Origin of the sequence: Polynucleobacter sp. Latsch14-2 (genome assembly GCF_018881925.1) — a bacterium.
In the GTDB taxonomy this organism is placed as follows: Bacteria; Pseudomonadota; Gammaproteobacteria; order Burkholderiales; family Burkholderiaceae; genus Polynucleobacter.
This window is the reverse complement of the sequence record NZ_JACVPL010000003.1, coordinates 82,400-103,369: the sequence shown is the minus strand read 5'-3', so window position 1 is coordinate 103,369 and position 20,970 is coordinate 82,400. Positions and strand designations below refer to the sequence as shown.

The window sequence follows — 20,970 nt, the reverse complement described above, 5'->3', positions numbered from 1 at the left end:
AACTCCAAATTAATTTTCTACTTCTGTCAGTAGTGGCTGTTGATTAAAAAAGGCTTCTAAATTATCCACGGCAAAGTTAGTCATGGCTATACGCGTTTCCGAGGTAGCGCTTCCAATATGGGGTGTGAGTAGAACATTGTCGAGGTCAAGGAAGGCTGAATCTGGATTAGGCTCATTGTCGAACACATCGAGGGCTGCGCCAGCAATTCTTTTTTGCTGCAGCGCATATAAAAGTGCACTTTCATCTACGACGCTGCCCCGGGCAATATTAATCAGATATGAGCTTGGTCCGAGAGCCTCAAGAAGCTCAGCATTGATGATTTTTTCTGTTGCTGGGCTTGCGGGGCAGGCCAAGAATAAAACATCAGATTCTCTTGCAAGTTCTGTAGCGTCGGCTATGTAGCGGTATGGGACATCCTTCTTAGAGGGGCCGCTGTAGATAATCTCCACCTTGAAGGGCTCAAGCCGTTTTGCCAGATCCTGTCCTATCCTCCCCATCCCCAGAATTCCAACCTTTTTTCCGGCTAAGGTTGTGGTGATAGCAAAAAGTCCTTTTGACCACGCCTTGCTCTTCACAAATTCATGCGCTTCTGGAATGCGCCTCATAAGTCCAAACATCATGCCAATCGCCAGCTCACAAACTGCGTCATTCAAGACGCCTGGGGTATTGGTGGCTTTAATGCCTTGTTGTTTAAGGTAGCCTAGAGGTAGGTTGTCGTAACCTACTCCACAGGTGGTTATAAGTTGAATGCTGGGGAGCTGCTTGACCAGTGCCTCAGGTAATTTTGTGTTGGATCGCACCAAAATGGCCTGGAAATTACCTTCTGGTGGTGGTGCGTTAGGATCTAGGAGGCAGGTAGGGCTAAAGCGGCGATTGATTTCCGCCTGCATGAGTTCAGGAAAGTGTCCGACCTGCAGTACTGAATTGACTGGGATCATGTCTCGCTTACTTTTTTATTGAAATAATGGAGTCATTGTAAGTGGATTTCTTATCCGCTTTTACCTCTTTTAGGAGAAAACCAGATGTTGTTTACCCCGGCTGAAACTAAAGTAGTAATCGTAGGTGGTGGCACCATGGGTGCCGATGTGGCTGCCGTATGTGCGCGAGGAGGTTGCGCGGTTCAGGTGGTCGAGCCCACCACTGAGAGGCGTGCTCTTTTGCCTGATTACTTTGCCAATACATTGAGCGAGTTGGGTTATGAACATCGCACGCACTTACTATCTGTTGCTGGAGCACTTGAAGAGGTCGATTGGTCTAATGTTGATTTGGTGATTGAGTGTGTTCCTGAGCGAGTGGATATCAAGCAGCAGTTATTCGCGAAGCTAGAGCAGTGCGTAAATCCTGAAACCGTTTTAGCAAGCAATAGCTCTAGTTTTCCGATCAGTGAAATTGCTAAGGGTCTTAAAACTGCTGCACGGATGATTGGGCTACATTTTTTTATGCCCGCACATTTAGTGCCATGTGTTGAAGTTGTTTATGGTGAGAAAACATCGCCAATGGTTGGCGAGAGCTTGTCTCGCTTGATGACTGCGTGCGGCATGGTTCCTGTCACAGTCAAGAAAGATTTGCCCGGCTTTTTAGCTAATCGCTTGCAGCATGCCTTATCTCGCGAAGCTTTTGACATGGTGGATTCTGGGATTGCTAGCCTTGAAGATATTGATAAGGCGGTGCGCTTCGGTTTTGGTTTTCGTTACTTAGCCGCCGGCCCTGTAATGCAGCGCGATCACGCTGGACTTGAAGTTCATGGTGCAGCAGGCGCGAGTATTTACCCATCTCTCAATAACTCTCCCAATATTGCGAAGTGTTTAAGTGATCGTGTAGCCAGCGGGAAGTTGGGCATGAAAACTGGAGAAGGATTTTTCCCGTGGACAGCGGAAACTATTAAAGCAGAGCGTGAACGTTATGAAAGTTTGCTACGTGCTGGGTTGAAGTTAATTCAGAAAGAGTTGCCTGAAATTAAATAATTAGCTCAAGCTGAGAGTTGTCAAGGCTCTCAGCTTCTTTAGGACATATCTCTGAGGTGTAGCTTGCTTAAATGCGGGGCAAGTTTATAGGTAATTAAAACCACTGCGATGGTGGCTACACCACCAAAGATAATTGAAGGCACCAATCCGAGTAGGCTTGCTGCCAAGCCAGATTCTAGAGCCCCCAATTCGTTGGATGAGCCAATGAAAATGCCGTTGATTGAGCTGATGCGACCGCGCATGTGGTCCGGGGTCGTCAACTGCAAAATACTGCTACGAATCACAGCAGAGATGGAGTCGCAGACGCCAGAGACAAAAAGGAAAAACGTGCATATCCATAGGTTTGTTGACAAGCCGAATGCGATGATAGATAAGCCAAACCCAGCAACAGACAGCAGGATATATTTTCCCGAGTCATTCAAAACTGGGCGCCTTGCTAAGTAAACCCCCATTAAGACTGAGCCAGCCGCAGGCGCTGCCCTAAGTATGCCGAGCATTTCGGGGCCGCCATGAAGTACCTCACTGACAAAAGCAGGTAGGATAGAAACGGCACCTCCAAATAAGACTGCAAACATATCGAGAGCCATCGTACTCAGAATAAATTCATGTTTTCTGACGTAGTCAAAACCTTCCATCAGACTTTTGACAACTTGACCTGCTGGATTAGACGATTTCTCTTGCTGTGCCTGAATCAGCGTAACCCCATAAAGACTAATTAAACCCGAGAGAGCGGCAAAAGCATAGGTCCAAGTCAGGCTAGTAAAGCCAATCAAGAGACCGCCAAGTCCAGGCCCTACAACGACACAGATCTGAAAAGAGGCGGTTGCGTAAGCCGTATATTTGGTTAACTCTTCACGCGGAATAATTTGCCCAAATAACGCTTGATAAGAGGGGCGAAGCAAGGCTCTAGCAACCCCAATAAAACCAACAGCTGTATAGATCAGCGGCACCGGTGGTGCCAAGAATCCCAGCGCAATGGCAGTCAAGAACAGGGCCACCAAAATATGGATGGCAGATGCCAGCGCAGAAATCTTTTTGCGCGAATAGTGATCAACCGCATGCCCAGAATAAAGCGCTAAAGCAAAATAAGGCACGAGTTCCGCAAGCCCAATGAGGCCAAGCGAGACTACGCTATGGGTAATCTCGTATATATGCCAACCTACTGCAACCATCATAATTTGGTAGCTTAAGGTCGCACCAACGCGGTAGAGTAAGAGGGTTCTAAAGGCTTTACTTGTTTTCATGAATTCCCTTTAGTTTAAGGGAGAACCTGTTTATTCTAATGTCATGAAGAAAATCATCCGAATTTGGGACTTACCCATCCGTCTTTTTCACTGGGCCTTAGTGGTCTGCATCGTTGCTAGCATTATCAGCGTGAATATTGGCGGTAATGCGATGCAATGGCATGCTTATTGTGGCTATACCATTCTGGCGTTATTGATCTTCAGGATTATTTGGGGTTTGCTAGGGTCAACCCATGCGCGTTTTGCCAACTTCGTTCCAAGTAAGGCAGCTCTGTTGGGTTATTTGCGTGGAAAATCTAAGGCAGTCTTGGGGCACAACCCACTTGGTGCGCTATCGGTATTGGGTTTATTGGGCGTCTTACTGCTTCAGGCAATCACTGGCTTATTTGCTGATGACGAAATTGCTTTTCAGGGGCCATTTGCTAAATATGTTTCAGAAACAGTTATCGGGATCTTTTCCGAGGTGCATGAAGCAAATGCAAATCTGATGTATGGTTTGATCGCACTGCATTTAGCTGCTATTTTTTATTACCAAAAAATCAAGGGCGAAAATTTAATTAAGCCAATGTTCACTGGCGATAAAGAAATTGACCCAAGCGAGGAGGTGAAGTATTCACCTGCTGTTTTGGGTCAAGCCTCAAAAGATGGAAGTCTGCAACGTGGCTTGGCTTTGTTATTGCTCAGCGTGATTGCGATAGTGCTGGGTTATTTCATTACTTCTTCTTAAAGTCATCATGACAGGCTTTACAAGCTTGCCCTGCAGCGCCAAATGTTTTCTTAATATTGTCCAAGTCGCCAGATTGGGCTGCTTTGTTGAGGTCTGCTACAGCTAGTTGCATTTTTTCTGAAGCACTTTTGAATTTTGCATTGTCAGACCATACCTCTGGTTTTGCTTTTCCGCCTTCAGTCCCCGGCCCAAAAGCTTGCCAAGGCAGGTTAGACAGCATCGCAACAATGGCAGCGTTCTTAGCAAGTTCATCTTTGTTGAATGGAGCCTCACCTTTCACAACGGCGCCAATTCTGCCAAAATGATTACTCATAACAGTGAAAACGCTCTGGCGATACTCAACGGCTTTTTCCGCATTTTGGAATTGGGCAAATGCACTGCCATTGATGGTGAGTAATGCTGCTGCGCTTAAAACGATTTTGCTTAATTTCATGAGAATTCTCCGTTGGTGGGGCTGGAAGACTGCTTGGAGTGAGCATATCCCAGAACAAAATTTCTTGCTTGAGCTAGAAAATCATCCTGAGGGGGCTTGTCATCAGAAGGATTAACCACTCAAAGAAGCTCATTAAAGGTGCCATCCAGAGGCTAGCAATGATCCCAGTAAAAACTAGGCCAAGGACGATAAAAAATCCCCATGGCTCCAGCTTGCCTAAGGCGATAGATTGACGGATCGGTAGTAAGCTAGCAAGAATACGGCCGCCATCTAAAGGCGGAAGTGGGAATAGATTGAAGACTAGTAAGCCAAGATTCCAAGAAATACCAGCCTGCGACATAGAAATCAGAAATTTTTCATCTATCCCAACCCCCACGAGCGCTATCAGCAAAATAAGCCAAATAAGGGCCTGGATGAAGTTGGAGCCCGGGCCTGCTAGGGCCACCCAAATCGAGTCGATTCTGGGATTGCGCAGTCGCCCAAAGTTCACTGGTACTGGTTTTGCGTAGCCAACCAGAAAGGGGGAGCCTGTCAAAATCAGCGCAAGGGGGATGAGAAGCGTCCCAACCGGATCAATATGTTTCATGGGGTTCAGGCTTACTCTGCCTAGGGCATAGGCCGTGTTATCGCCGAACTTGCGGGCTGCGTAGCCATGGGCTGCCTCATGGATCGTGATGGCAAAAATGAGGGGAATCGCATTAATGGCGACGGCTTGGATAGAATAGTCAGTAATCATGGCAATATGATATCTATAGGAGTGAATTGTGACTGACGAAAAGAAACCCGAAGCAAAAACTGTGGCTAAACCCGTTGTGGCAAAGCCAGCCCCACGCCCACCAGCTCCTAAAGGCCCTTCCGGCCCAGCTGGACGCCCTCAGGCAGGCTTTGGTGGTGGAAAAGCCATGATGCGCAAGGCAGGTCGCGGCCGATAGTGGATAATTGAGCTATTAATTAATGTGTTTAACGAGGATTTAGCATGAACGAATGGCACAACGAGCCCAAATCAGAAATCAATAAAAAGATCATTACTTTGATCGTGATGTTGGCAGCAGCCACAAGCTTGGCTATTTTGTTTGCATTAGTCGCAGCCCATACTGGTTACGTATTCGGCTAATACCCGTTATCCATGACTAGCCATCGCCAACCTGCTGTATTCGCTGGCCATGGTAGTCCAATGTATGCTATTGAGCCCAATCGCTATACAGCGGTCTGGGCTGAGTTGGGTAGCTCACTAAAGCGCCCTGAAGCCATATTAGTTATTTCGGCGCATTGGGTCACTCGAGGTGTTTGGGTTACCGCCATGCCCAAGCCAAAAACAATTCATGACTTTGGCGGATTCCCCCAAGCTCTTTTTGAAATTCAATATCCAGCGCCAGGCAGTCCAGCATTGGCTGAGCGCGTGCAAGAATTATTAAATGTTCCCGTTGTGATGGAGGAGAACGAGTGGGGTATTGATCATGGCGCATGGTCCGTTCTTAAATATCTTTATCCCGATGCCGATGTACCGGTGGTGCAATTAAGTTTGGATGGTTCGATGTCGGCTCGCGAACATTACGAGCTCGCAAAGCAACTGCGCCCACTACGCGATGAAAACATTTTAATTTTAGCCAGCGGTAATGTTGTGCACAATCTGAGAACGATTCATTGGCAGGATGGTGCACAACCTTATCCATGGGCCAAGCAGTTCAATGACTTTTTTCTTTCCGAGATGGCAATGAATCATCACGAGACTTTGATTGATTGGGAGCTTTTTGGGGATGCAGCGCATTTATCTATCCCTACCCCAGAGCATTACTGGCCAGCCTTGTATACACTGGCTTTACAAGCCGAGGGCGAGTCTGCCAAGGTGCTGGTTGATGGAATAGAAATGAGTTCCATTGGCATGCTGAGTTTTTCTATTCAATAGAATATCAATATGTGGCTATCTATTCTTGCAATCTTTTTTGGCGCTGGTCTCGGCGCTCTATTGAGAGCTGGCTTTAATGTACTGACTGTGAGTGCTACCTCAGTCATTCCAATGGGGACCTTGATATCTAATATGGTAGGCGGATATCTCGTAGGTCTTGCTGTAGCATTCTTTGGAAACAATCCCCAACTCTCCCCCGAATGGAGACTCTTGGTTGTGACCGGTTTCTTAGGGGGTTTAACCACTTTCTCTAGCTTCTCTGCCGAAGTAGTGGCTTTTATTCAACGCGGAGAAATTACTTGGGCCCTGGGCACTGCTTTGTTGCACCTTATCGGCTCACTGGTGTTGACCTTCTTGGGTATCTTGACTTATCAAGCACTTAAATAAAAATAAGGGACTACCAGGCCCCTTATTTTTATTGATTGTCATTTCGTCTTTTTTATTCTGGCTTGATGTTCGCAGTTTTGACAACAGTGCTCCATTTTGCTGCCTCTGCTTTGATGAGTGCCGCAAAATCTGCTGGCGTGCCACCACCAATTTCATTGCCTTGAGAAAGCATCAGCTCTCTGAGTTGAGGATCTTTCAATGCCTCATTTGCAGCGGCATTCAGCTTATCAATAATGGCCTTGGGTGTGCCTTTGGGGGCAATTAAACCTTGCCAATTCAGCACTTCAATCTTGGGGTAGCCTACTTCAGCAAAGCTAGGAACATTTGGAAGTAGTGGTGAACGTTTTTTACTGGTGATGGCAATCGGACGCAGTTTGTCAGCCTTAATGCTAGGCATTGCTGAGTACATTTGGTCAAACATCATTGTGACATTACCAGCCATTAAGTCGGTAAGACCAGCTGAACCACTCTTATACGGCACATGAATCATATCGATACCAGCGCTCTGTTTAAATAGTTCTGCGGAGAGTTGGTGACTACCTCCAATACCGCCAGAAGAAAAGGTGAGTTCGCCTGGTTTTGCTTTGGCTGCGTCAATAATGTCCTTAACAGTTTTATAAGGTGAGCTTGGATTGACGACTAAAACGAGTGGACCCTTTTCAATTAAAACAATCGGGCTTAGATCGGTTTCTGGGTCGTAGCGTAAATTACCAAAGAGTGTTTTATTCACTGCCATAGGCGCAAAATTACCCATACCAATGGTGTATCCATCAGGTGCTGCCCTAGCAATAAATTCTGTACCGATATTGCCACCAGCGCCTGGTTTGTTATCTACAATGATGGGCTGATTCAAAAGGATACTCATTTTTTGAGCAATTTGACGGCTGCGTGAGTCTGCACCGCCACCTGCGCCGTAAGGAACGATAAAGTTAATTGGCTTTGTCGGATATTGTGATTGCGCCGAGCTTAATACTGGGCTTAATAGTGAAGCGATAGTCGCTGCACCTAAGAGAATGGGTTTTAACAAGCTCATATGTATTCCTTTGGTAAAAAACTATCTTAAACCGAGAGTGGTCATTAAATTAAAGCAAGCCAAACGCCCCAAGCGCTGCACCGATAGCGATCCAATATAAAGGGTGCCAGCGAGTAAATACTGTAAGTCCAATTGTGATGATGGTCAAGGCGTAGGTTGCTACGCCATGATTAATCTGCAAGGCGATTTGCCATACAGAGGAGAAGATCAGGCCAATGGCTAGTGCCGCCGCCGCATATTGAATTGTTTGCTTTTTGATGGGATCTTTGATTCCCAAAATAATGCGTTGCAAAAAGAAAATTAAAACAGAGGAGGGTAGGGCAATTGCCAGAGTAGCCAAAAATGCTCCAGGGATGCCAGAGACATGCCACCCAAGCAAAGCAATAATCATGAAATTGGGACCTGGAGCGGCTTGCGCTAGGGCAAAGTAATCTGAGAATGTCTGTGCATCAATCCAATGTTCTTGATTTACCGCGATGTCGAAGATGGTCGGAAGTAGAGCATTCACCCCACCAAATGCAATGAGTGATAGAGCTGCAAGCTTGGCAAGAAAGCCCAGAAGAATAGTCATGAGATGCGCGCTTTTTTCGAAGCTAAAAACAGCGCCAAGGGAGAGATGATTAAAACGACCCAACCTAAACCTAGATGAAAATAGTTTGCAGCTAGGAAGGTCGCGATGACCACTAAAAACATCATCGGGTAGCGAAATTCATCACGCAGCATCTTAAAGCCTGTGGCTGCAACCAGTCCGATTCCGACTGCGGTAACGCCACGCAATGCCCCCTTGACTGCATCGAGGTAGCTAAAGTGCTCATACATGAGCGCGATTAACAGTACGACAATGATGGGTCCCAAGGTTAGTCCTAGTGGCGCCGCGATAGCACCTCGCACCCCGCAAAACCGTGAGCCAACGCAAACTGATAGGCTAATAACATTAGGCCCTGGAACAATTTGGCAGATACCCAGAATAGCGCTAAATTCTTCGGAGCTGAGTACTTTATCCCTCTCTACCAATGTGCGTCTCGCCCAAGGTAGAACACCCCCAAAGCCAGACAGACCAATTTTGCTAAAAATAAAGAAGAGCTGGAGTGGGGTAAGTGTTTTCAAAATGGCAATCTTACTGAGCTTTAAAGGGGAGTGGAACGGGCTTTCCCTCTAGCCACGCCTCTAAAGTTTCGGTGATGCCTTTAGAGAAGGTTTCAAAAATCGGTTCGGCAATAAAGCCCAAGTGGGGTGTAACGAGTAAGTTAGGTGTATTGCGCAGAGGGTCGCCGATTGGTAGCGGCTCAATATCAAATACATCTAGTGCTGCTTGTCCAGGATGTCCTGCTTTGAGTGCCTTACAAAGATCGGGCATATTGATCAGTGCCGCGCGTGATGTGTTCACTAAAATGGAGTCAGATCGCATTAAGGCTAGCTGATCGGCGCTGATGATTCCTTTGGTCCCTGATCCTGCGACCAAATGCATCGTCACCACTTTTGAAGTGCTCAGCAACTCAGTAAGGCTAATGGACTTTGCATTTTCAGCGGCTGCGCGTTCGGGAGTCATGTGTGGGCTCCAGGTCACCACTTCCATTCCAAGGGCATGGCCAACACGTGCTACACGACTGCCAATTGAACCTAAACCCATCACTCCAAGGCGCTGACCTGCAAGCATCGGAACGAGGGAGAGTTCATCACGCCATCCGCCTGAAGCAATGAGTTTATTTTCTTCCACCAAGCGTTTAGATGCCCCAAGAATAAGCGCCCAGGTTAATTCAGCGGTGGTTTCTTTAGAAGGGCCACCGAGCGTACATCCTATTGGAATATTTCTGGAGGTGAGTGCACTAGTCGCTAATGTGCCATTACGCTCGCCCGTAAACATCAAAAACTTTAGCTTTGGGAGTCGTGCAATCATCGCCTCATTTAGTGGGGCGCGGTCACGCACCATCGCAATGGCATCGGCATCTTTTATCGCCTCATACAAAGATTCATCATGTAAAGGCTCATGATGAATCTTCAGATTTGCTTGCTGCTCAAGCTTATCCCAGCTAGAAAAGCGACGAAGCGCACGCTCGTAATCTCCAAGGATCACAATGTTTGGTAGTTGGGCCATGTTTACTGAACGGATTTGATTATTTAGTCGGGAGTAGAGAGACTTAAAATTTGTTTAAGGTCTGATGTACTTCCTAATTTCCATAATGCAGAAATTAATTGACGCGTTTTTTCAGTCCCAATAATTGGCTCAGCCAGGCTAGTAAATTTTTGCTCTAAGTTAGCATCGCTCATGGGATTCTCAACAGAGCCTATGGCATTTTTAACAAACACATGAACTTCCTTGCCATTCTTTAGAATTGCTTTTACATCTACCGAGGCTTCGCTGATCGAGGTATCGGTTGTGGCGTTGACTTTGGCGCGCAGAGCAACAACATCAGCGCGATTCACGATGTCATCAGCGTATTCGCCTTCGCCTGCTTGACCAAAGATCAAGCCAACAGCACAGCCGTGGTAGACGCTAAATTTACCTTCGAGACCATCTTTAGGTGTTTTTTTGCCGGTTAGTTCAAGTACTAGTGGATGCACTCGTAATTCAATGCGTTCGATATCTTCGGCTTTAACACCTTGTGCACGTAGTTGAGCGCAAGCATCAATAGCTGGATGAATCACAATGCCACAAGCAAATGGCTTATAGGTGTTTAAAGAAATCTCAAATGATTTTCCAAGTTCGCGGTCAATTTCAGACCAATCACATTTGGTGGAAACTGTTTGCATGTAGCCACGACCCGCTTCTAAGGCTTTGGGGCTGGCAGTAAAGCCATGTTTAGCTAAGAGTGCAGAAAGCTGTCCAGCACGAGCTGCTCCACCAGGATGAAATGGTTTGGTCATTGTGCCAAATTGCTCGCGCATACCCACGGGTTGTGAAGCTGCGATACCCAGCGCCATCGTGGTTTGTTGCAGGTCAAGACCCAGAAGGCGGGAACAGGCAGCAGCTGAACCGAGCATGCCGGTAGACCCGGTGATATGCCAGCCGCGGTGATAGTGGTCTGGATACATAGCATTACCAACGCGACAGGCAACATCAATACCTAAAATCAGTGAGTCGATGATTTGACGACCATTGGCATTAATGTGCTCGCCCAATGCCAGGATGGCTGAAGCAACTGGGCCAGCGGGATGAATCACGGTTTTAAGGTGGGTATCATCAAAGTCAAAGGTATGAGAGCTAATGCCATTGATCAAGGCTGCGCCCCCCATATCAACGCGGTCTTTGCGACCTAGAATACTTGCTTGAGCAGCTGGTTGGAATTCGCGAATGGCTGCCAATGATGATTCCACGCTCTCATGATGAGCCGCACCAATTGCACAGCCTAACCAGTTTAAAAAAGTGCGATGTGCTTCATGATCAACTTCAGGGGTCCAGCCTTGACTGGGGTGTGAAGTAACAAATTCAGCCAATATCTTGGTGACGGGTGGTGCCTTAAGGTCTGCTGCTGCTTGAATGATTTGAGACATATAAGCTCCAATTTCTAGTAAGTGAATGTTTTATTCGATTTCAATTTGGCGGCTTTTCGCGACCTTAGTCCAGCGCGCAATATCTTCTTTGATGTAGTTCCCAAATTGTTGAGGCGTCATCGGCATCAAGGTCATTGCTTCACTTGACATTTCTTGGCTGAACTCTGGACTCGCCAATACTTTATTGAGTTCAGCATTGAGCTTAACCACAATGGCGTCGGGCATATTTGCAGGGCCTGAAATACCATACCACTGCTGCCCATCAAAACCGGCATATCCCAATTCTTTAAAAGTAGGGATATTGGGTTCAGCAGCGCTACGTTTTTGACCGGTAACCGCTAATGCATGCACGCGACCTGTTTTCAAATAAGGGATGGCAGCAAATAAAGTTGGAAGCATGGCATCAGTTTGCCCTCCAAGGAGATCGGTAAATGCTGGTGCGATACCGCGATAAGGAACATGAACCATGAAGATCCCAGAGGTCATTTTGAACTGCTCCATACCCAGATGGGTAAGTGTCCCAGGACCCGAGGTTCCATAAGTTAACTTGGCGGGATTCTTCTTAGCGTAATCAATAAATTCTATAAGATTTTTAATCGGTAAGGCGGGATTGATGATTAAGACATTCGGTGTTGCACCAATCATACCAACGGGTGTGAAATCTTTAATAGCGTCGTAAGAGAGTTTGCGAACCGCTGGATTGGTGCCGTGTGTACCAACATAGGAAACCATCAGGGTATATCCATCGGGAGCGGATTTGGCAGTGACTTGGGATGCTATTGCACCGCCACCGCCACCCATGTTATCCACAATGATGGTTTGACCTAGGTTCTTAGAGAGTCGGTCGGCTACTTTGCGCGCAAGGTTGTCCAAGCCCCCACCCGCAGCTACAGGAGCGATCAATTTAATGGGTTTGCTGGGATAGTTTGCGGCAGATTGCGCAACAGCATTTAAGCCACCAAATAGGTTAAAGCTTGCAATAATAATAAATGACAAAAAAATCGGCAGTTGCCGATTGGGGATATTAGACATGTTTCGGGTCCAGGAGGTTGTTTTGGATTAATCTTCTAATGCTGGTCAATTTTACTATTTATGACAAATTTTTATTTGCAAAGGAAAACCAATGATTTTGGAACACTGTGATCTTGAGATCAACCCCAAGCAACAGGGCGAGTTCGAGGAGGCAATTATGCGGGGGGTTGAGACGGTTATAGCCAAATCTAAGGGATTTCGTGGCTTTAAGGTCAATCACAGCGTAGAAAGCCCAGCCCGCTACCTTTTATTTATCTATTGGGAAACCCTAGAAAACCATACAGTTGATTTCCGGGGTTCTGCAGCCTTTGCGGAGTGGCGGTCAATCGTCGGCCCGTTTTTCGCAAAACCCCCAGTGGTTGAGCACTTCACTTTAGTGGGCAAGTCAGTCTAAATCGTTCGGCAAGGATGCGCAGTTCTGTGTTTTGCGCTTCTTGTCCGCCATTCAAATTAAGGCTATTTGGGTGTAAAAATCGAGTAAATGTTGGTTGAATATATCCGACTGCTCAATATTGGAGATATGCCCTGCATTTGGGATTACATGAAAAATGGCTTTGGCCATTTGCTCTTTCATGGCTCGGGCCATTTCTGGCGGCGTGCCATGATCTTGTTCCCCGACCATAATCAATGTCGGGCATGAAATTTCACTAAGCCGGTCGAAGGTATTGATGTGGGAGATGGCTTCGCAACATCCTGCAAAGCCATCAATAGAAGTTGTCTCAATGCCTTGGGCAACCTTTTGAATGATGACCGGTTGTCGTTCTCTAAATTCATCCGAGAACCAGCGTTCTAAGGTGCTTTCAACCATTGCGGCCATGCCCTGGTTTTTCGCTTGGGCAATACGCTGTCCCCACATTTGCTGAGCATTTTCAGGGCGTTTGCTAGTAGTGTCAGCTAAAACGAGAGAGCTAAATAATTGAGGGTGTTGCAGGATTAATGCTTGCCCAATCATCCCGCCCATGGATAAGCCAAGCCAGTGCGTCTGTTTAATATCGAGGGCTTGAAATAAGTCCAGTACATCCCGAGCCAACTCATCAAGAGAGTAAGGTCCAGCAGGTGCTGAGCTATGGCCATGCCCTCTAGTATCGAAACGTAAGACCTTGAAATGCCTGGTAAGCAGGGACATTTGTGGATCCCACATTTCCATATTGCTAGCTAGGGAATGCGCGAGGGTTAGCCACGGGCCATTCCCCTCTATTGAGTAGGCAATCTTTATACCGCTGGGGCTTATGATGGTTTGCACGATGAGTCGAGTTTATTCAGGCTTGATGCCAGAGACTTTTGCAAGTCGGGCAAATTCAAGAATTTCTGCGGCAATTAATGCGTCAAATTGTTCAGGGGTACTAGAAACCGCCGTGGTACCCAATTCATCAAAGCGCTCTTTTACGCTAGGTAATTCTAAAATCCGCTTTACCTCTGCATAGATCTTTTGCAGAATGGGTTTTGGAGTTTTTGCAGGGGCAAGTAAGCCATACCAAAACTCCCATTTATATCCCGGCACTCCAGACTCAGCTACTGTCGGCAGGGATGGGAAATCTTTAATACGTTTTGTGCTGGTTACCGCAATTGCTCGCACTTTACCCGCTCGAACCAGGCTAATAGCACTGGCATAGGGGCTAATAAAAAAATCTACTCTTCCGGACATGACTTCTGTGATGGCATCGGGAATACCTTTTGTGGGGATGTGTAGCAAACTAATCCCTGCTTTAGCTTGAATAAGTTCCGCAGCAAAATGAGAGCCACTTCCTACGCCTGCAGAACTATAAGTTACCTTGCCGGGATTTTTGGCGGCATAGTCAATTAGCTCCTTAACGCTATTGACTTTGAGGTTTGGCGACACCAATAAAAAAGCTGGGCCAGTAGCTGTTAAGGTCACTCCGGAAAAATCTTTCAAAGGGTCAAACGACATCGATGAATAGATGGCTGGTGAAATTGCAAAGGCAGAAGAAATAGATAGCAGGGTATAGCCGTCAGATGGGGCATTGGCTACAACTTGAGCGGCAATATTACTTCCAGCGCCCAGTTTATTTTCGACCAAGACAGGTTGCTTCCAATGCTCACTCATGTGCTGCCCAATAATCCGAGCGGCGATGTCAGGAACTCCTCCAGGCGAGAATCCAACCACAATTTTGATAGGCTGCGTTGGATAAGTTTGAGCGCTAAGCGATAAAGGTAACAGGCAGAGTACTGCCAGTAGAAAGTGTTTAGCTAGGTTAGAGGACATATTATTTTTCTAAATGATTGAAGGTTTAGGTTGCAACTAGCCAGGGTGCTTTTGCCATCACAGGTTTTAAGCCTGTCTTTTCAATTCGCATGGCAGCTTCGGGGGATGCTAGAAACTCAATTAAATGTTGGGCCTGATGTTCTTTATTGGTTTGACTGCCGATGCCTGCTGAGAAGAAAAAAGATCTTTGAGCTTCAGGAGCCAAATCCTCCAGAATTTTTATTCCTGAAATTGGCAGCAATTCACTCAATTGCTGAAAGCCAAGATCAGCTTCATTTCTGACTAAAATTGTGCCAACGCGTTCACTAAATATTTTTTTCGCTTTAACTGCCATCTCATCCGCGATCCCTAGTTGAGGAAATAATTCAGTAGAAAGATAGGTACCGCTGGCGCTAGCGGAGTATGCAACTCTGCCGACAGTTAGTAAGGTATTTTTTAGGGCAGCAAGAGTGCTAATGTCAGGCTCAGGATCTCCTGCGCGTACCGCCGCAGCAATTTGAGAGGAGACTAGGTCAAGCCTTGTATTGTCTTGAATATGACCTTGTTGAATGAAGCTATCGAGCGCTGATCCAGCCAAAATAAATACATCAAACTTTTCTCCCTGACTTAATCTAGTAGGAATGGAGTCATGAGCAGCACCAATGGAAGACCCAAATGCTAGCTCTACCTTGAGGTGGTATTGATTCTCATAAATAGGGACAAGCTCTTTTAAGGCTGCTGCAAAAGCCCCAGAGGTGATAACCCGGAGGGGGCCTAGACTTGAAGGTGCATTAGGATTATTCATTTACTTAGTCTGCTGTAATTTTTGCGCTATCGACAACCCGCTTCCAGCGCACCACTTCTTTTTTCACTAGATCCCCTAATTGTTCAGGAGTTCCAGTTTCCACTTCTGCGCCTTGATCTTCGATCTTCTTTTCATTACCCTTTTCATTTAGGGTCAGATTTAACTCTTTATTAATCCGGGTGATGATGGATTTGGGAGTTTTTGCAGGCGCAAATAATCCGTACCATTGCGTCACATTCATATTAGGAATGCCTTGCTCTTTTAAGGTCGGAACATTTGGTAGAACAGGTGAGCGTTTGTCTCCTGCAATTCCAAGGGCCTTTAACTTTCCGCCAGCAACTTGAGGGTAGGCGCTAAATAGACTGGGGAACATGACTTGGGTAGTGCCGCCAATGGTATCCACAATGGCTGGGGCGGATCCCTTGTATGGCACATGGAGCATTTGAGTGCCAGTATTGAGCTTAAAGAGTTCTGCGGATAAATGCGGAGCTGTACCTTTACCAGCAGAGGCGTAACTAATCGTATCGGGCTTTGCTTTTAATAAAGCCACTAATTCCTTGGCATTATTTACTGGCAGACTCTCGGTAGCGACCAATAAGGTGGGTGAAATGGCGACCATGCCAATAGGCTCAAAGTCAGCTACAGGGTCGTACTTTAATTTCTGTAGGGCTGGGTTGATGCCATGGGTGGCAATGTAGCCAAATAAGATGGTGTAGCCATCTGGCGTTGCGCGCGCTACAAACTCCGTTGCAATTGCACCATTTGCGCCCGGTTTATTTTCAACAATAACGGGCTGTCCCATCTTTTGGCTAAGACCTTGAGCAATGATTCGCGCCATTGCATCATTTGCACCTCCTGGAGCAGTCGGGACAACCAGCATGATTGTTTTGCTTGGATAGGTCTGCGCTTGAATACCCCCAGAAAATAAAGCTGCTAGACATAGGAGACTCAGTATGAGGACATTCCTTGATTTGTTCATTTCTATTCCTTGGTTTTGGGAGCTATTGTTAATAGGTAAATTTTAGAGGTATTGCGAATTGCAAAACTTTATTTTTTGATGCTATTTTTTCGAATAGAGCGCTCAAGCGGAATGGTCTCCAGATTCGGCTCTAAAGCTTCGCGTTCATCAAAGACAAAGCAACTCCCTGTGTAGTGTGCAGAGCCCACTTCTTCAAAGTATTTCAAGATCCCACCCTCTAATTGATAGCTGTGTTGCATACCAATTTCACGCATATAGAGACCAGACTTTTCACAGCGAATGCCGCCGGTGCAAAAGCTGACTAATGTTTTATCCGCAAGATTTTCTTTGTGGGCTTTAATAGCGTCCGGAAACTCAGTGAATTTTTGGATATTAAAGTGCAATGCATTATTGAATGTTCCGTAATCCACTTCAAAAGCATTGCGTGTATCAACCATTAATACTGGGCGACCGAGATCGTCTGTTCCACGATCAAGCCATTCTCGTAATTTTTTGGGTGTGATGAAATTAGCGCGACCTTGTTCAGGGCGAATCGTAGGGTGATTCATGCGAATAATTTCATTCTTGAGTTTGACGAGCATTTTTTTGAAAGGCTGATCTTCCGACCAGCTTTCCTTAGCTTCAATGCTTTTGAACCGAGGGTCTGAACGGAGCCATTCTAAAAAGTGACGTAACTCTTTTTCTGTACCAGCTAGGAACATATTAATTCCCTCGCCAGTAAGCAAAATAGTGCCTTTCAATTGCAATAAATTGCATTGATCCAATATTTTTGTCCGTAGCACAGGCAAATCCTCCAGGCTGACAAATAAATACGCGGCGATGTTCAAAATAGGCTTCATGATTCATATCTTATGGCTACGACCCCCATTATCAAACATGCGCCTCATAGGGGTGGTAATCTTGTCCCTTAATTTAAGGAGATATGGCATGCAAATTTACTCAAACATGGCTAAAAAAGCCATATTGTTCGTTTTATTGCTCGTTGGGGTAGTCGGCATGGTTTCCGCTCAAACCGCTGGAGTTGGAGCATGGCCCACCCAAAAACCTATTCGACTGATCGCGGTTTTCCCGCCCGGTGGATCTGTGGACCAGGTTGCGCGTATCTTGGCGCCTGCACTGCAAGCAGAGTTGAAGCAAAACGTGATTGTTGAAAACATTGGTGGTGCTTCTGGAGTGATTGGAACGGCAGCAATGACGAGATCTGATCCTGACGGGTATACCTTTGCAGTGGTCTTTGATACCCATGGCGTCAATCCAAGCCTCAAAGACAAACTCCCCTATGACACCATCAAAGATATTGCACCGGTGACCTTAATTGGTACATCTCCAATGGTATTGGTTGCGAGTAAGAATTCCGGAATCACCAGCTTTAAGCAGTTACTCGAACAATCTAAGGCTGGTAAGAAATTTAGCTATGGTTCTATTGGAATTGGTAGCTTAGGGCATCTTGCAATGGCTCGCTTTGCTAAGCAGGCTGGCTTTGATTGGAACCACATTCCTTATCGTGGTGGTGGTCCTTTGATGCAGGATGTATTGGGCGGTCAAGTTGAGCTAGCGGTTGGTTCAGAATTTTTAGTAAAGCCACACATTGAGAGCGGCGGCGTGATTCCTTTGGTCATTACAACTACCAAAAGAGCTGCTGGATTGCCTAATGTTCCCACTATTGCAGAAAGTGGCTACCCAGGATTTAATGCCCCTGCGTGGTGGGGAGTGTTAGCGCCAGGAAAAACGCCCCCAGCGATTGTGAATGCGATGAATCAGGCGATTACTAAATCTCTCAAGACACCTGCGGTAGCTGATAAATTCAAAGCCCAAGGAATTGAAATCATCGCCGGAAACCCTGAAACATTGCGTGATTTCATAGGTAAGCAGATTGCCGTGTGGGGTAAATTTGTTATTGAAAATAATATTAAAGAAGCGGCGCAATAAGCACTTAATAGTGCTTACGCCCTAAGAAAGTATTTATGTCTGAACGTTTAATTCCTTATCAACCAATGGATTTGGCTGAGCCTGCTGATTTAGTGAGCGCTATTCGTAAGCGACGTGGTGGTCAGTTTATTAATTTAGATCGGATGTTGTTGCATAGCGTTCCGATTGCGGAGGGCTGGAATCACTTTATTGGCGAGGTTCGTAACAATTTATCGCTAGATCCCAAATTGCGTGAACTAGCAATGTGCGGTGTTGCGGTTCTGAATGGTGCTGAATATGAGTTTTTTCACCATGCACCTCCCTTTAAAAAAGCGGGTGGTACCGAAGCGCAAGTACAGGCTTTGCGACTCATTGGCCAAGCCAATTTTCCGGTTGACTTATTCAGCCAGACTGAAAGAGATGCTGCAGAGCTGACTTTTCAGATGACACGCAATATTAAGGTTGAGCCAGCCCTGATGAAGCGCCTACAAGAGTCACTGGGTAATACCGATACCGTTGAGTTAGTAACAGTCATTGCTGCTTACAACATGGTATCTCGCTTCTTAATTGCTCTGGATGTAAATCCAGAAGATCACCCGCCGGCCTAGCTAATTTATATCCACATGATTCGCAATATTCAGGCCATGATTCCTGGTGTCGCCACTTCTGATGGTGCTGGCGTAAAGCTGCGTCGTAGCTTGGGCGGTCAGCAGCAGGTCCGGCTTGATCCATTTTTAATGTTGGATGAGTTTTCTTCGAATGACCCAAATGACTATGTGGCTGGCTTTCCTGCCCACCCTCATCGTGGTTTTGAGACGGTGACTTACATGTTGGAGGGTCATATGTTGCACGAGGATCATCTTGGAAACCAAGGGCACTTAAAGACCGGCGGAGTGCAGTGGATGACTGCAGGGCGCGGCATCATTCATTCCGAGATGCCTCAGCAGGTGAGTGGCGCAATGCGTGGTTTTCAGTTGTGGATTAATTTGCCCGCAAAAGAAAAGATGAAGGCGGCCGCTTATCAGGATATTCAGGTGGAAGATATTCCGAAGGTAGTCCTAGTGAATGGTGGGGTGGTTAAGGTTATTGCAGGAGCTTATGAAAATAATGGCGTTATCGTCCAAGGTCCGATTCAGGGAATTACTACAACGCCCTTATTTTTGGATGTGCAACTTGCTCCCCATGCGGAATTCGAGCACCGCATCCCCAAGGAGCTAAATGCATTTGCATATGTTTACGAAGGGGAGCTGAGAATCGGTAGTCCACTCCAAGAAGCGTCGAAACAAGCTGCGATTGTGCTTGGCAGTGGTGACGATTTTAAAGCCAAGGCGGGGGCACAAGGGGCTCAATTTATTATCTTGGCCGCCTTGCCCTTGCATGAGCCGATTGTTCAATACGGCCCTTTTGTGATGAATACTCGTGCCGAGATTGAGCAAGCCATTGATGATTACCAAAACAACCGCTTTGTGATTTCTTGATGATTCATTGGAACGATGGCGGTCAAACCCATTCCGCTAAATGGCATTCAGAAAATGGCATCGACCCGCATAAAAAAATTCAGATTGCCGATGACACTCTCACGGCTGATGTAGCCTATCGTTTAGCCTGTGAGGGTAAAGCAATACTCTATCAAGGCGACTTTCAGAACGCCCGTCAGTTACTACAGGCTTTGATGAGAAGGGTGGATAAACCTTCTAAGAAATCTAAAAGAGTTGATCGGGTTGAAAAGGAGAAGGTGAGGAGTCCCCTTGATACCTTTAATGCGCATCGCCTAGCCCAATCGCAACGTGCCCGTATCTTGGGGATGTTGCTCATTCAGTGCAATGCAGATCACTCTATTCCATTGCGTCGCGCACCAGATGTAAAGCAGGCTTGTCATGAAGTCTATGGAGGTCAGACAGATCCCTATGTAATTTCGTTACGAGAATTGCTCGGAGTGATTAGCGCTCATGAGTGGCGCAAGAATGGTGTTCCCATTCTGGCTCGAGGGGACGAGGCAATCTGTATTCATCCTCATTACGGTGTATTTTCCCCGGTTCGCGGTGAATATATACAATTAATTTGTAATGCATCTTGGCCCAAAGCTATACAAGCTCACTCGATTGCATTTGATATTGGCGTTGGCTCTGGTGCGCTATCGGTAGTTTTAGCAATGCGAGACATTCAAAAGATTGTTGCCACAGATGTCGATGAGCGCGCGATTGCTTGTGCACAAGATAATATTAAAAGACTCGAATTAAGCTCTCAAGTTGACATTCAAAAGACGGACTTATTTCCATCTGGAAAGGCTGCATTAATTGTCTGTAATCCCCCATGGCTCCCAGCTAGGCCAAGTTCATCACTGGAACATGCGATCTATGATCCAGGCAGTCGCATGCTCAAAGGTTTTTTAGCTGGGCTTAAAGATCACCTTCTTCCTGATGGTGAGGGTTGGTTGATTCTTTCTGATCTAGCTGAGCATCTGGGCTTACGTACAAGAGCAGAATTGCTCGACTGGATTGCGTTAGCTGGACTTCGTGTGCTTGGACGAGAAGACACTAGACCCGAGCATAAAAAAGTCTTCGATAAGAGTGATGCCTTGCATGCTGCCAGATTGGCTGAGGTCACCTCTCTATGGCGTTTGGCAGTGCAATAAAGTCGCTGTAGGGCGCTTAAGTTGATCCCAGTAGAGCGCACTTTCTACATGTAACTACCTGATTAATATGATTTTTATCTTCCTCAATCTAATTGAGGTCACGCGCGTTATATTCCGCTTGCATTTAATTTAAACACTTGTTTAAATACATACATAGAATTTCAGTGTTCGATTTATCGTTTCAAGCATTTTTAATCAGCCACTCATGGCTGTTATTCCGG

The 20,970-nt window shown here is 46.2% G+C and carries 26 protein-coding genes; 11 read left to right on the top strand and 15 right to left on the bottom strand.

What is annotated here, in order from left to right:
- Nucleotides 1–9 precede the first annotated feature (9 nt).
- Nucleotides 10–939, bottom strand: coding sequence for a 2-hydroxyacid dehydrogenase (locus ICN46_RS04315; RefSeq protein WP_216205000.1), 930 nt, complete (start codon nucleotides 937–939; stop codon nucleotides 10–12).
- An 84-nt stretch (nucleotides 940–1,023) separates the two neighbouring features.
- On the opposite strand from ICN46_RS04315, the gene ICN46_RS04310 reads away from it, so the two are divergent.
- Nucleotides 1,024–1,965: a 3-hydroxyacyl-CoA dehydrogenase family protein gene (locus tag ICN46_RS04310; protein WP_216204997.1), complete on the top strand. Its 942-nt coding sequence runs from the start codon at nucleotides 1,024–1,026 to the stop codon at nucleotides 1,963–1,965.
- A gap of 38 nt (nucleotides 1,966–2,003) precedes the next feature.
- Here ICN46_RS04310 and ICN46_RS04305 read toward each other — a convergent pair whose 3' ends face one another.
- Entirely contained in the window at nucleotides 2,004–3,209 is a 1,206-nt protein-coding gene (locus ICN46_RS04305; protein ID WP_216204993.1) for an MFS transporter, read from the bottom strand.
- 43 nt (nucleotides 3,210–3,252) lie between these two features.
- On the opposite strand from ICN46_RS04305, the gene ICN46_RS04300 reads away from it, so the two are divergent.
- Nucleotides 3,253–3,936, top strand: a complete 684-nt coding sequence (locus ICN46_RS04300; protein WP_216204992.1) for a cytochrome b/b6 domain-containing protein — start codon at nucleotides 3,253–3,255, stop codon at nucleotides 3,934–3,936.
- On the opposite strand, the gene ICN46_RS04295 is transcribed toward ICN46_RS04300, so the two are convergent.
- Together ICN46_RS04295 and ICN46_RS04290 are read right to left on the bottom strand one after the other, a co-directional pair.
- Nucleotides 3,923–4,369, bottom strand: a complete 447-nt coding sequence (locus ICN46_RS04295; protein WP_216204990.1) for a c-type cytochrome — start codon at nucleotides 4,367–4,369, stop codon at nucleotides 3,923–3,925. The two genes, ICN46_RS04300 and ICN46_RS04295, sit on opposite strands and share 14 nt — an antisense overlap.
- 73 nt (nucleotides 4,370–4,442) lie before the next feature.
- A complete protein-coding gene (locus ICN46_RS04290; protein WP_216204989.1) occupies nucleotides 4,443–5,105 on the bottom strand; it encodes a site-2 protease family protein in 663 nt (220 codons plus the stop codon).
- 28 nt (nucleotides 5,106–5,133) lie between these two features.
- Between ICN46_RS04290 and ICN46_RS04285 the strand changes: the two genes are divergently transcribed.
- Genes ICN46_RS04285 through crcB form a run of 4 tightly spaced genes read left to right on the top strand, consistent with a single transcriptional unit; the run spans nucleotide 5,134 to nucleotide 6,662 of the window.
- On the top strand, nucleotides 5,134–5,301 hold the full coding sequence (locus tag ICN46_RS04285) for a hypothetical protein (RefSeq protein ID WP_216204986.1): 168 nt from the start codon (nucleotides 5,134–5,136) through the stop codon (nucleotides 5,299–5,301).
- 44 nt (nucleotides 5,302–5,345) lie between these two features.
- Nucleotides 5,346–5,483: a hypothetical protein gene (locus ICN46_RS04280; RefSeq protein WP_216165368.1), complete on the top strand. Its 138-nt coding sequence runs from the start codon at nucleotides 5,346–5,348 to the stop codon at nucleotides 5,481–5,483.
- 12 nt (nucleotides 5,484–5,495) lie between these two features.
- Entirely contained in the window at nucleotides 5,496–6,275 is a 780-nt protein-coding gene (gene ygiD, locus ICN46_RS04275; protein WP_216204983.1) for a 4,5-DOPA-extradiol-dioxygenase, read from the top strand.
- Nucleotides 6,276–6,284: 9 nt separating this feature from the next.
- Nucleotides 6,285–6,662 carry a fluoride efflux transporter CrcB gene (gene crcB, locus ICN46_RS04270; protein WP_216204980.1) on the top strand — a complete coding sequence of 126 codons (378 nt, stop codon included), beginning with the start codon at nucleotides 6,285–6,287 and terminating at the stop codon, nucleotides 6,660–6,662.
- 52 nt (nucleotides 6,663–6,714) lie between these two features.
- Here crcB and ICN46_RS04265 read toward each other — a convergent pair whose 3' ends face one another.
- From ICN46_RS04265 to ICN46_RS04240, 6 genes are read right to left on the bottom strand one after another with little or no spacing between them, the layout of a single operon-like run.
- Nucleotides 6,715–7,695 (bottom strand): Bug family tripartite tricarboxylate transporter substrate binding protein, encoded by a 981-nt coding sequence (locus ICN46_RS04265; protein WP_216204979.1) that lies wholly within the window; start codon nucleotides 7,693–7,695, stop codon nucleotides 6,715–6,717.
- Nucleotides 7,696–7,744: 49 nt separating this feature from the next.
- Nucleotides 7,745–8,266: a chromate transporter gene (locus ICN46_RS04260; protein WP_216204976.1), complete on the bottom strand. Its 522-nt coding sequence runs from the start codon at nucleotides 8,264–8,266 to the stop codon at nucleotides 7,745–7,747.
- A complete protein-coding gene (locus ICN46_RS04255; protein ID WP_216204973.1) occupies nucleotides 8,263–8,802 on the bottom strand; it encodes a chromate transporter in 540 nt (179 codons plus the stop codon). The genes ICN46_RS04260 and ICN46_RS04255 overlap by 4 nt, the downstream gene beginning before the upstream one ends.
- 10 nt (nucleotides 8,803–8,812) lie before the next feature.
- A complete protein-coding gene (locus tag ICN46_RS04250; RefSeq protein WP_216204971.1) occupies nucleotides 8,813–9,790 on the bottom strand; it encodes a D-2-hydroxyacid dehydrogenase family protein in 978 nt (325 codons plus the stop codon).
- A gap of 23 nt (nucleotides 9,791–9,813) precedes the next feature.
- Complete coding sequence (locus tag ICN46_RS04245; RefSeq protein ID WP_216204969.1) at nucleotides 9,814–11,187, bottom strand: MmgE/PrpD family protein; 1,374 nt, start codon at nucleotides 11,185–11,187, stop codon at nucleotides 9,814–9,816.
- 30 nt (nucleotides 11,188–11,217) lie between these two features.
- On the bottom strand, nucleotides 11,218–12,219 hold the full coding sequence (locus ICN46_RS04240; protein ID WP_216204966.1) for a Bug family tripartite tricarboxylate transporter substrate binding protein: 1,002 nt from the start codon (nucleotides 12,217–12,219) through the stop codon (nucleotides 11,218–11,220).
- 91 nt (nucleotides 12,220–12,310) lie between these two features.
- Here ICN46_RS04240 and ICN46_RS04235 point away from each other — a divergent pair, with 91 nt between their 5' ends.
- Nucleotides 12,311–12,613, top strand: coding sequence for an antibiotic biosynthesis monooxygenase family protein (locus ICN46_RS04235; protein WP_216204963.1), 303 nt, complete (start codon nucleotides 12,311–12,313; stop codon nucleotides 12,611–12,613).
- Nucleotides 12,614–12,664: 51 nt separating this feature from the next.
- On the opposite strand, the gene pcaD is transcribed toward ICN46_RS04235, so the two are convergent.
- The 5 genes from pcaD to ICN46_RS04210 form a co-directional block, all read right to left on the bottom strand.
- Complete coding sequence (gene pcaD, locus ICN46_RS04230; RefSeq protein ID WP_216204960.1) at nucleotides 12,665–13,462, bottom strand: 3-oxoadipate enol-lactonase; 798 nt, start codon at nucleotides 13,460–13,462, stop codon at nucleotides 12,665–12,667.
- Between the two features lie 12 nt (nucleotides 13,463–13,474).
- Nucleotides 13,475–14,443, bottom strand: a complete 969-nt coding sequence (locus tag ICN46_RS04225) for a Bug family tripartite tricarboxylate transporter substrate binding protein (RefSeq protein ID WP_216204957.1) — start codon at nucleotides 14,441–14,443, stop codon at nucleotides 13,475–13,477.
- Between the two features lie 25 nt (nucleotides 14,444–14,468).
- Nucleotides 14,469–15,227: a substrate-binding domain-containing protein gene (locus ICN46_RS04220; RefSeq protein ID WP_216204954.1), complete on the bottom strand. Its 759-nt coding sequence runs from the start codon at nucleotides 15,225–15,227 to the stop codon at nucleotides 14,469–14,471.
- A 4-nt stretch (nucleotides 15,228–15,231) separates the two neighbouring features.
- Nucleotides 15,232–16,206, bottom strand: coding sequence for a Bug family tripartite tricarboxylate transporter substrate binding protein (locus ICN46_RS04215; RefSeq protein WP_216204951.1), 975 nt, complete (start codon nucleotides 16,204–16,206; stop codon nucleotides 15,232–15,234).
- Nucleotides 16,207–16,274: 68 nt separating this feature from the next.
- Nucleotides 16,275–17,045: a sulfurtransferase gene (locus ICN46_RS04210; RefSeq protein WP_216204949.1), complete on the bottom strand. Its 771-nt coding sequence runs from the start codon at nucleotides 17,043–17,045 to the stop codon at nucleotides 16,275–16,277.
- 88 nt (nucleotides 17,046–17,133) lie between these two features.
- Here ICN46_RS04210 and ICN46_RS04205 point away from each other — a divergent pair, with 88 nt between their 5' ends.
- From ICN46_RS04205 to ICN46_RS04190, 4 genes are read left to right on the top strand one after another with little or no spacing between them, the layout of a single operon-like run.
- Nucleotides 17,134–18,135: a tripartite tricarboxylate transporter substrate binding protein gene (locus ICN46_RS04205; protein WP_216204946.1), complete on the top strand. Its 1,002-nt coding sequence runs from the start codon at nucleotides 17,134–17,136 to the stop codon at nucleotides 18,133–18,135.
- 35 nt (nucleotides 18,136–18,170) lie between these two features.
- Nucleotides 18,171–18,722 (top strand): carboxymuconolactone decarboxylase family protein, encoded by a 552-nt coding sequence (locus ICN46_RS04200; protein ID WP_216204943.1) that lies wholly within the window; start codon nucleotides 18,171–18,173, stop codon nucleotides 18,720–18,722.
- 15 nt (nucleotides 18,723–18,737) lie between these two features.
- Nucleotides 18,738–19,592: a pirin family protein gene (locus ICN46_RS04195; RefSeq protein WP_216204940.1), complete on the top strand. Its 855-nt coding sequence runs from the start codon at nucleotides 18,738–18,740 to the stop codon at nucleotides 19,590–19,592.
- Nucleotides 19,592–20,749, top strand: a complete 1,158-nt coding sequence (locus ICN46_RS04190) for a 50S ribosomal protein L11 methyltransferase (RefSeq protein WP_216204937.1) — start codon at nucleotides 19,592–19,594, stop codon at nucleotides 20,747–20,749. Before ICN46_RS04195 ends, ICN46_RS04190 begins: the two co-directional genes overlap by 1 nt.
- Nucleotides 20,750–20,970: the final 221 nt, after the last annotated feature.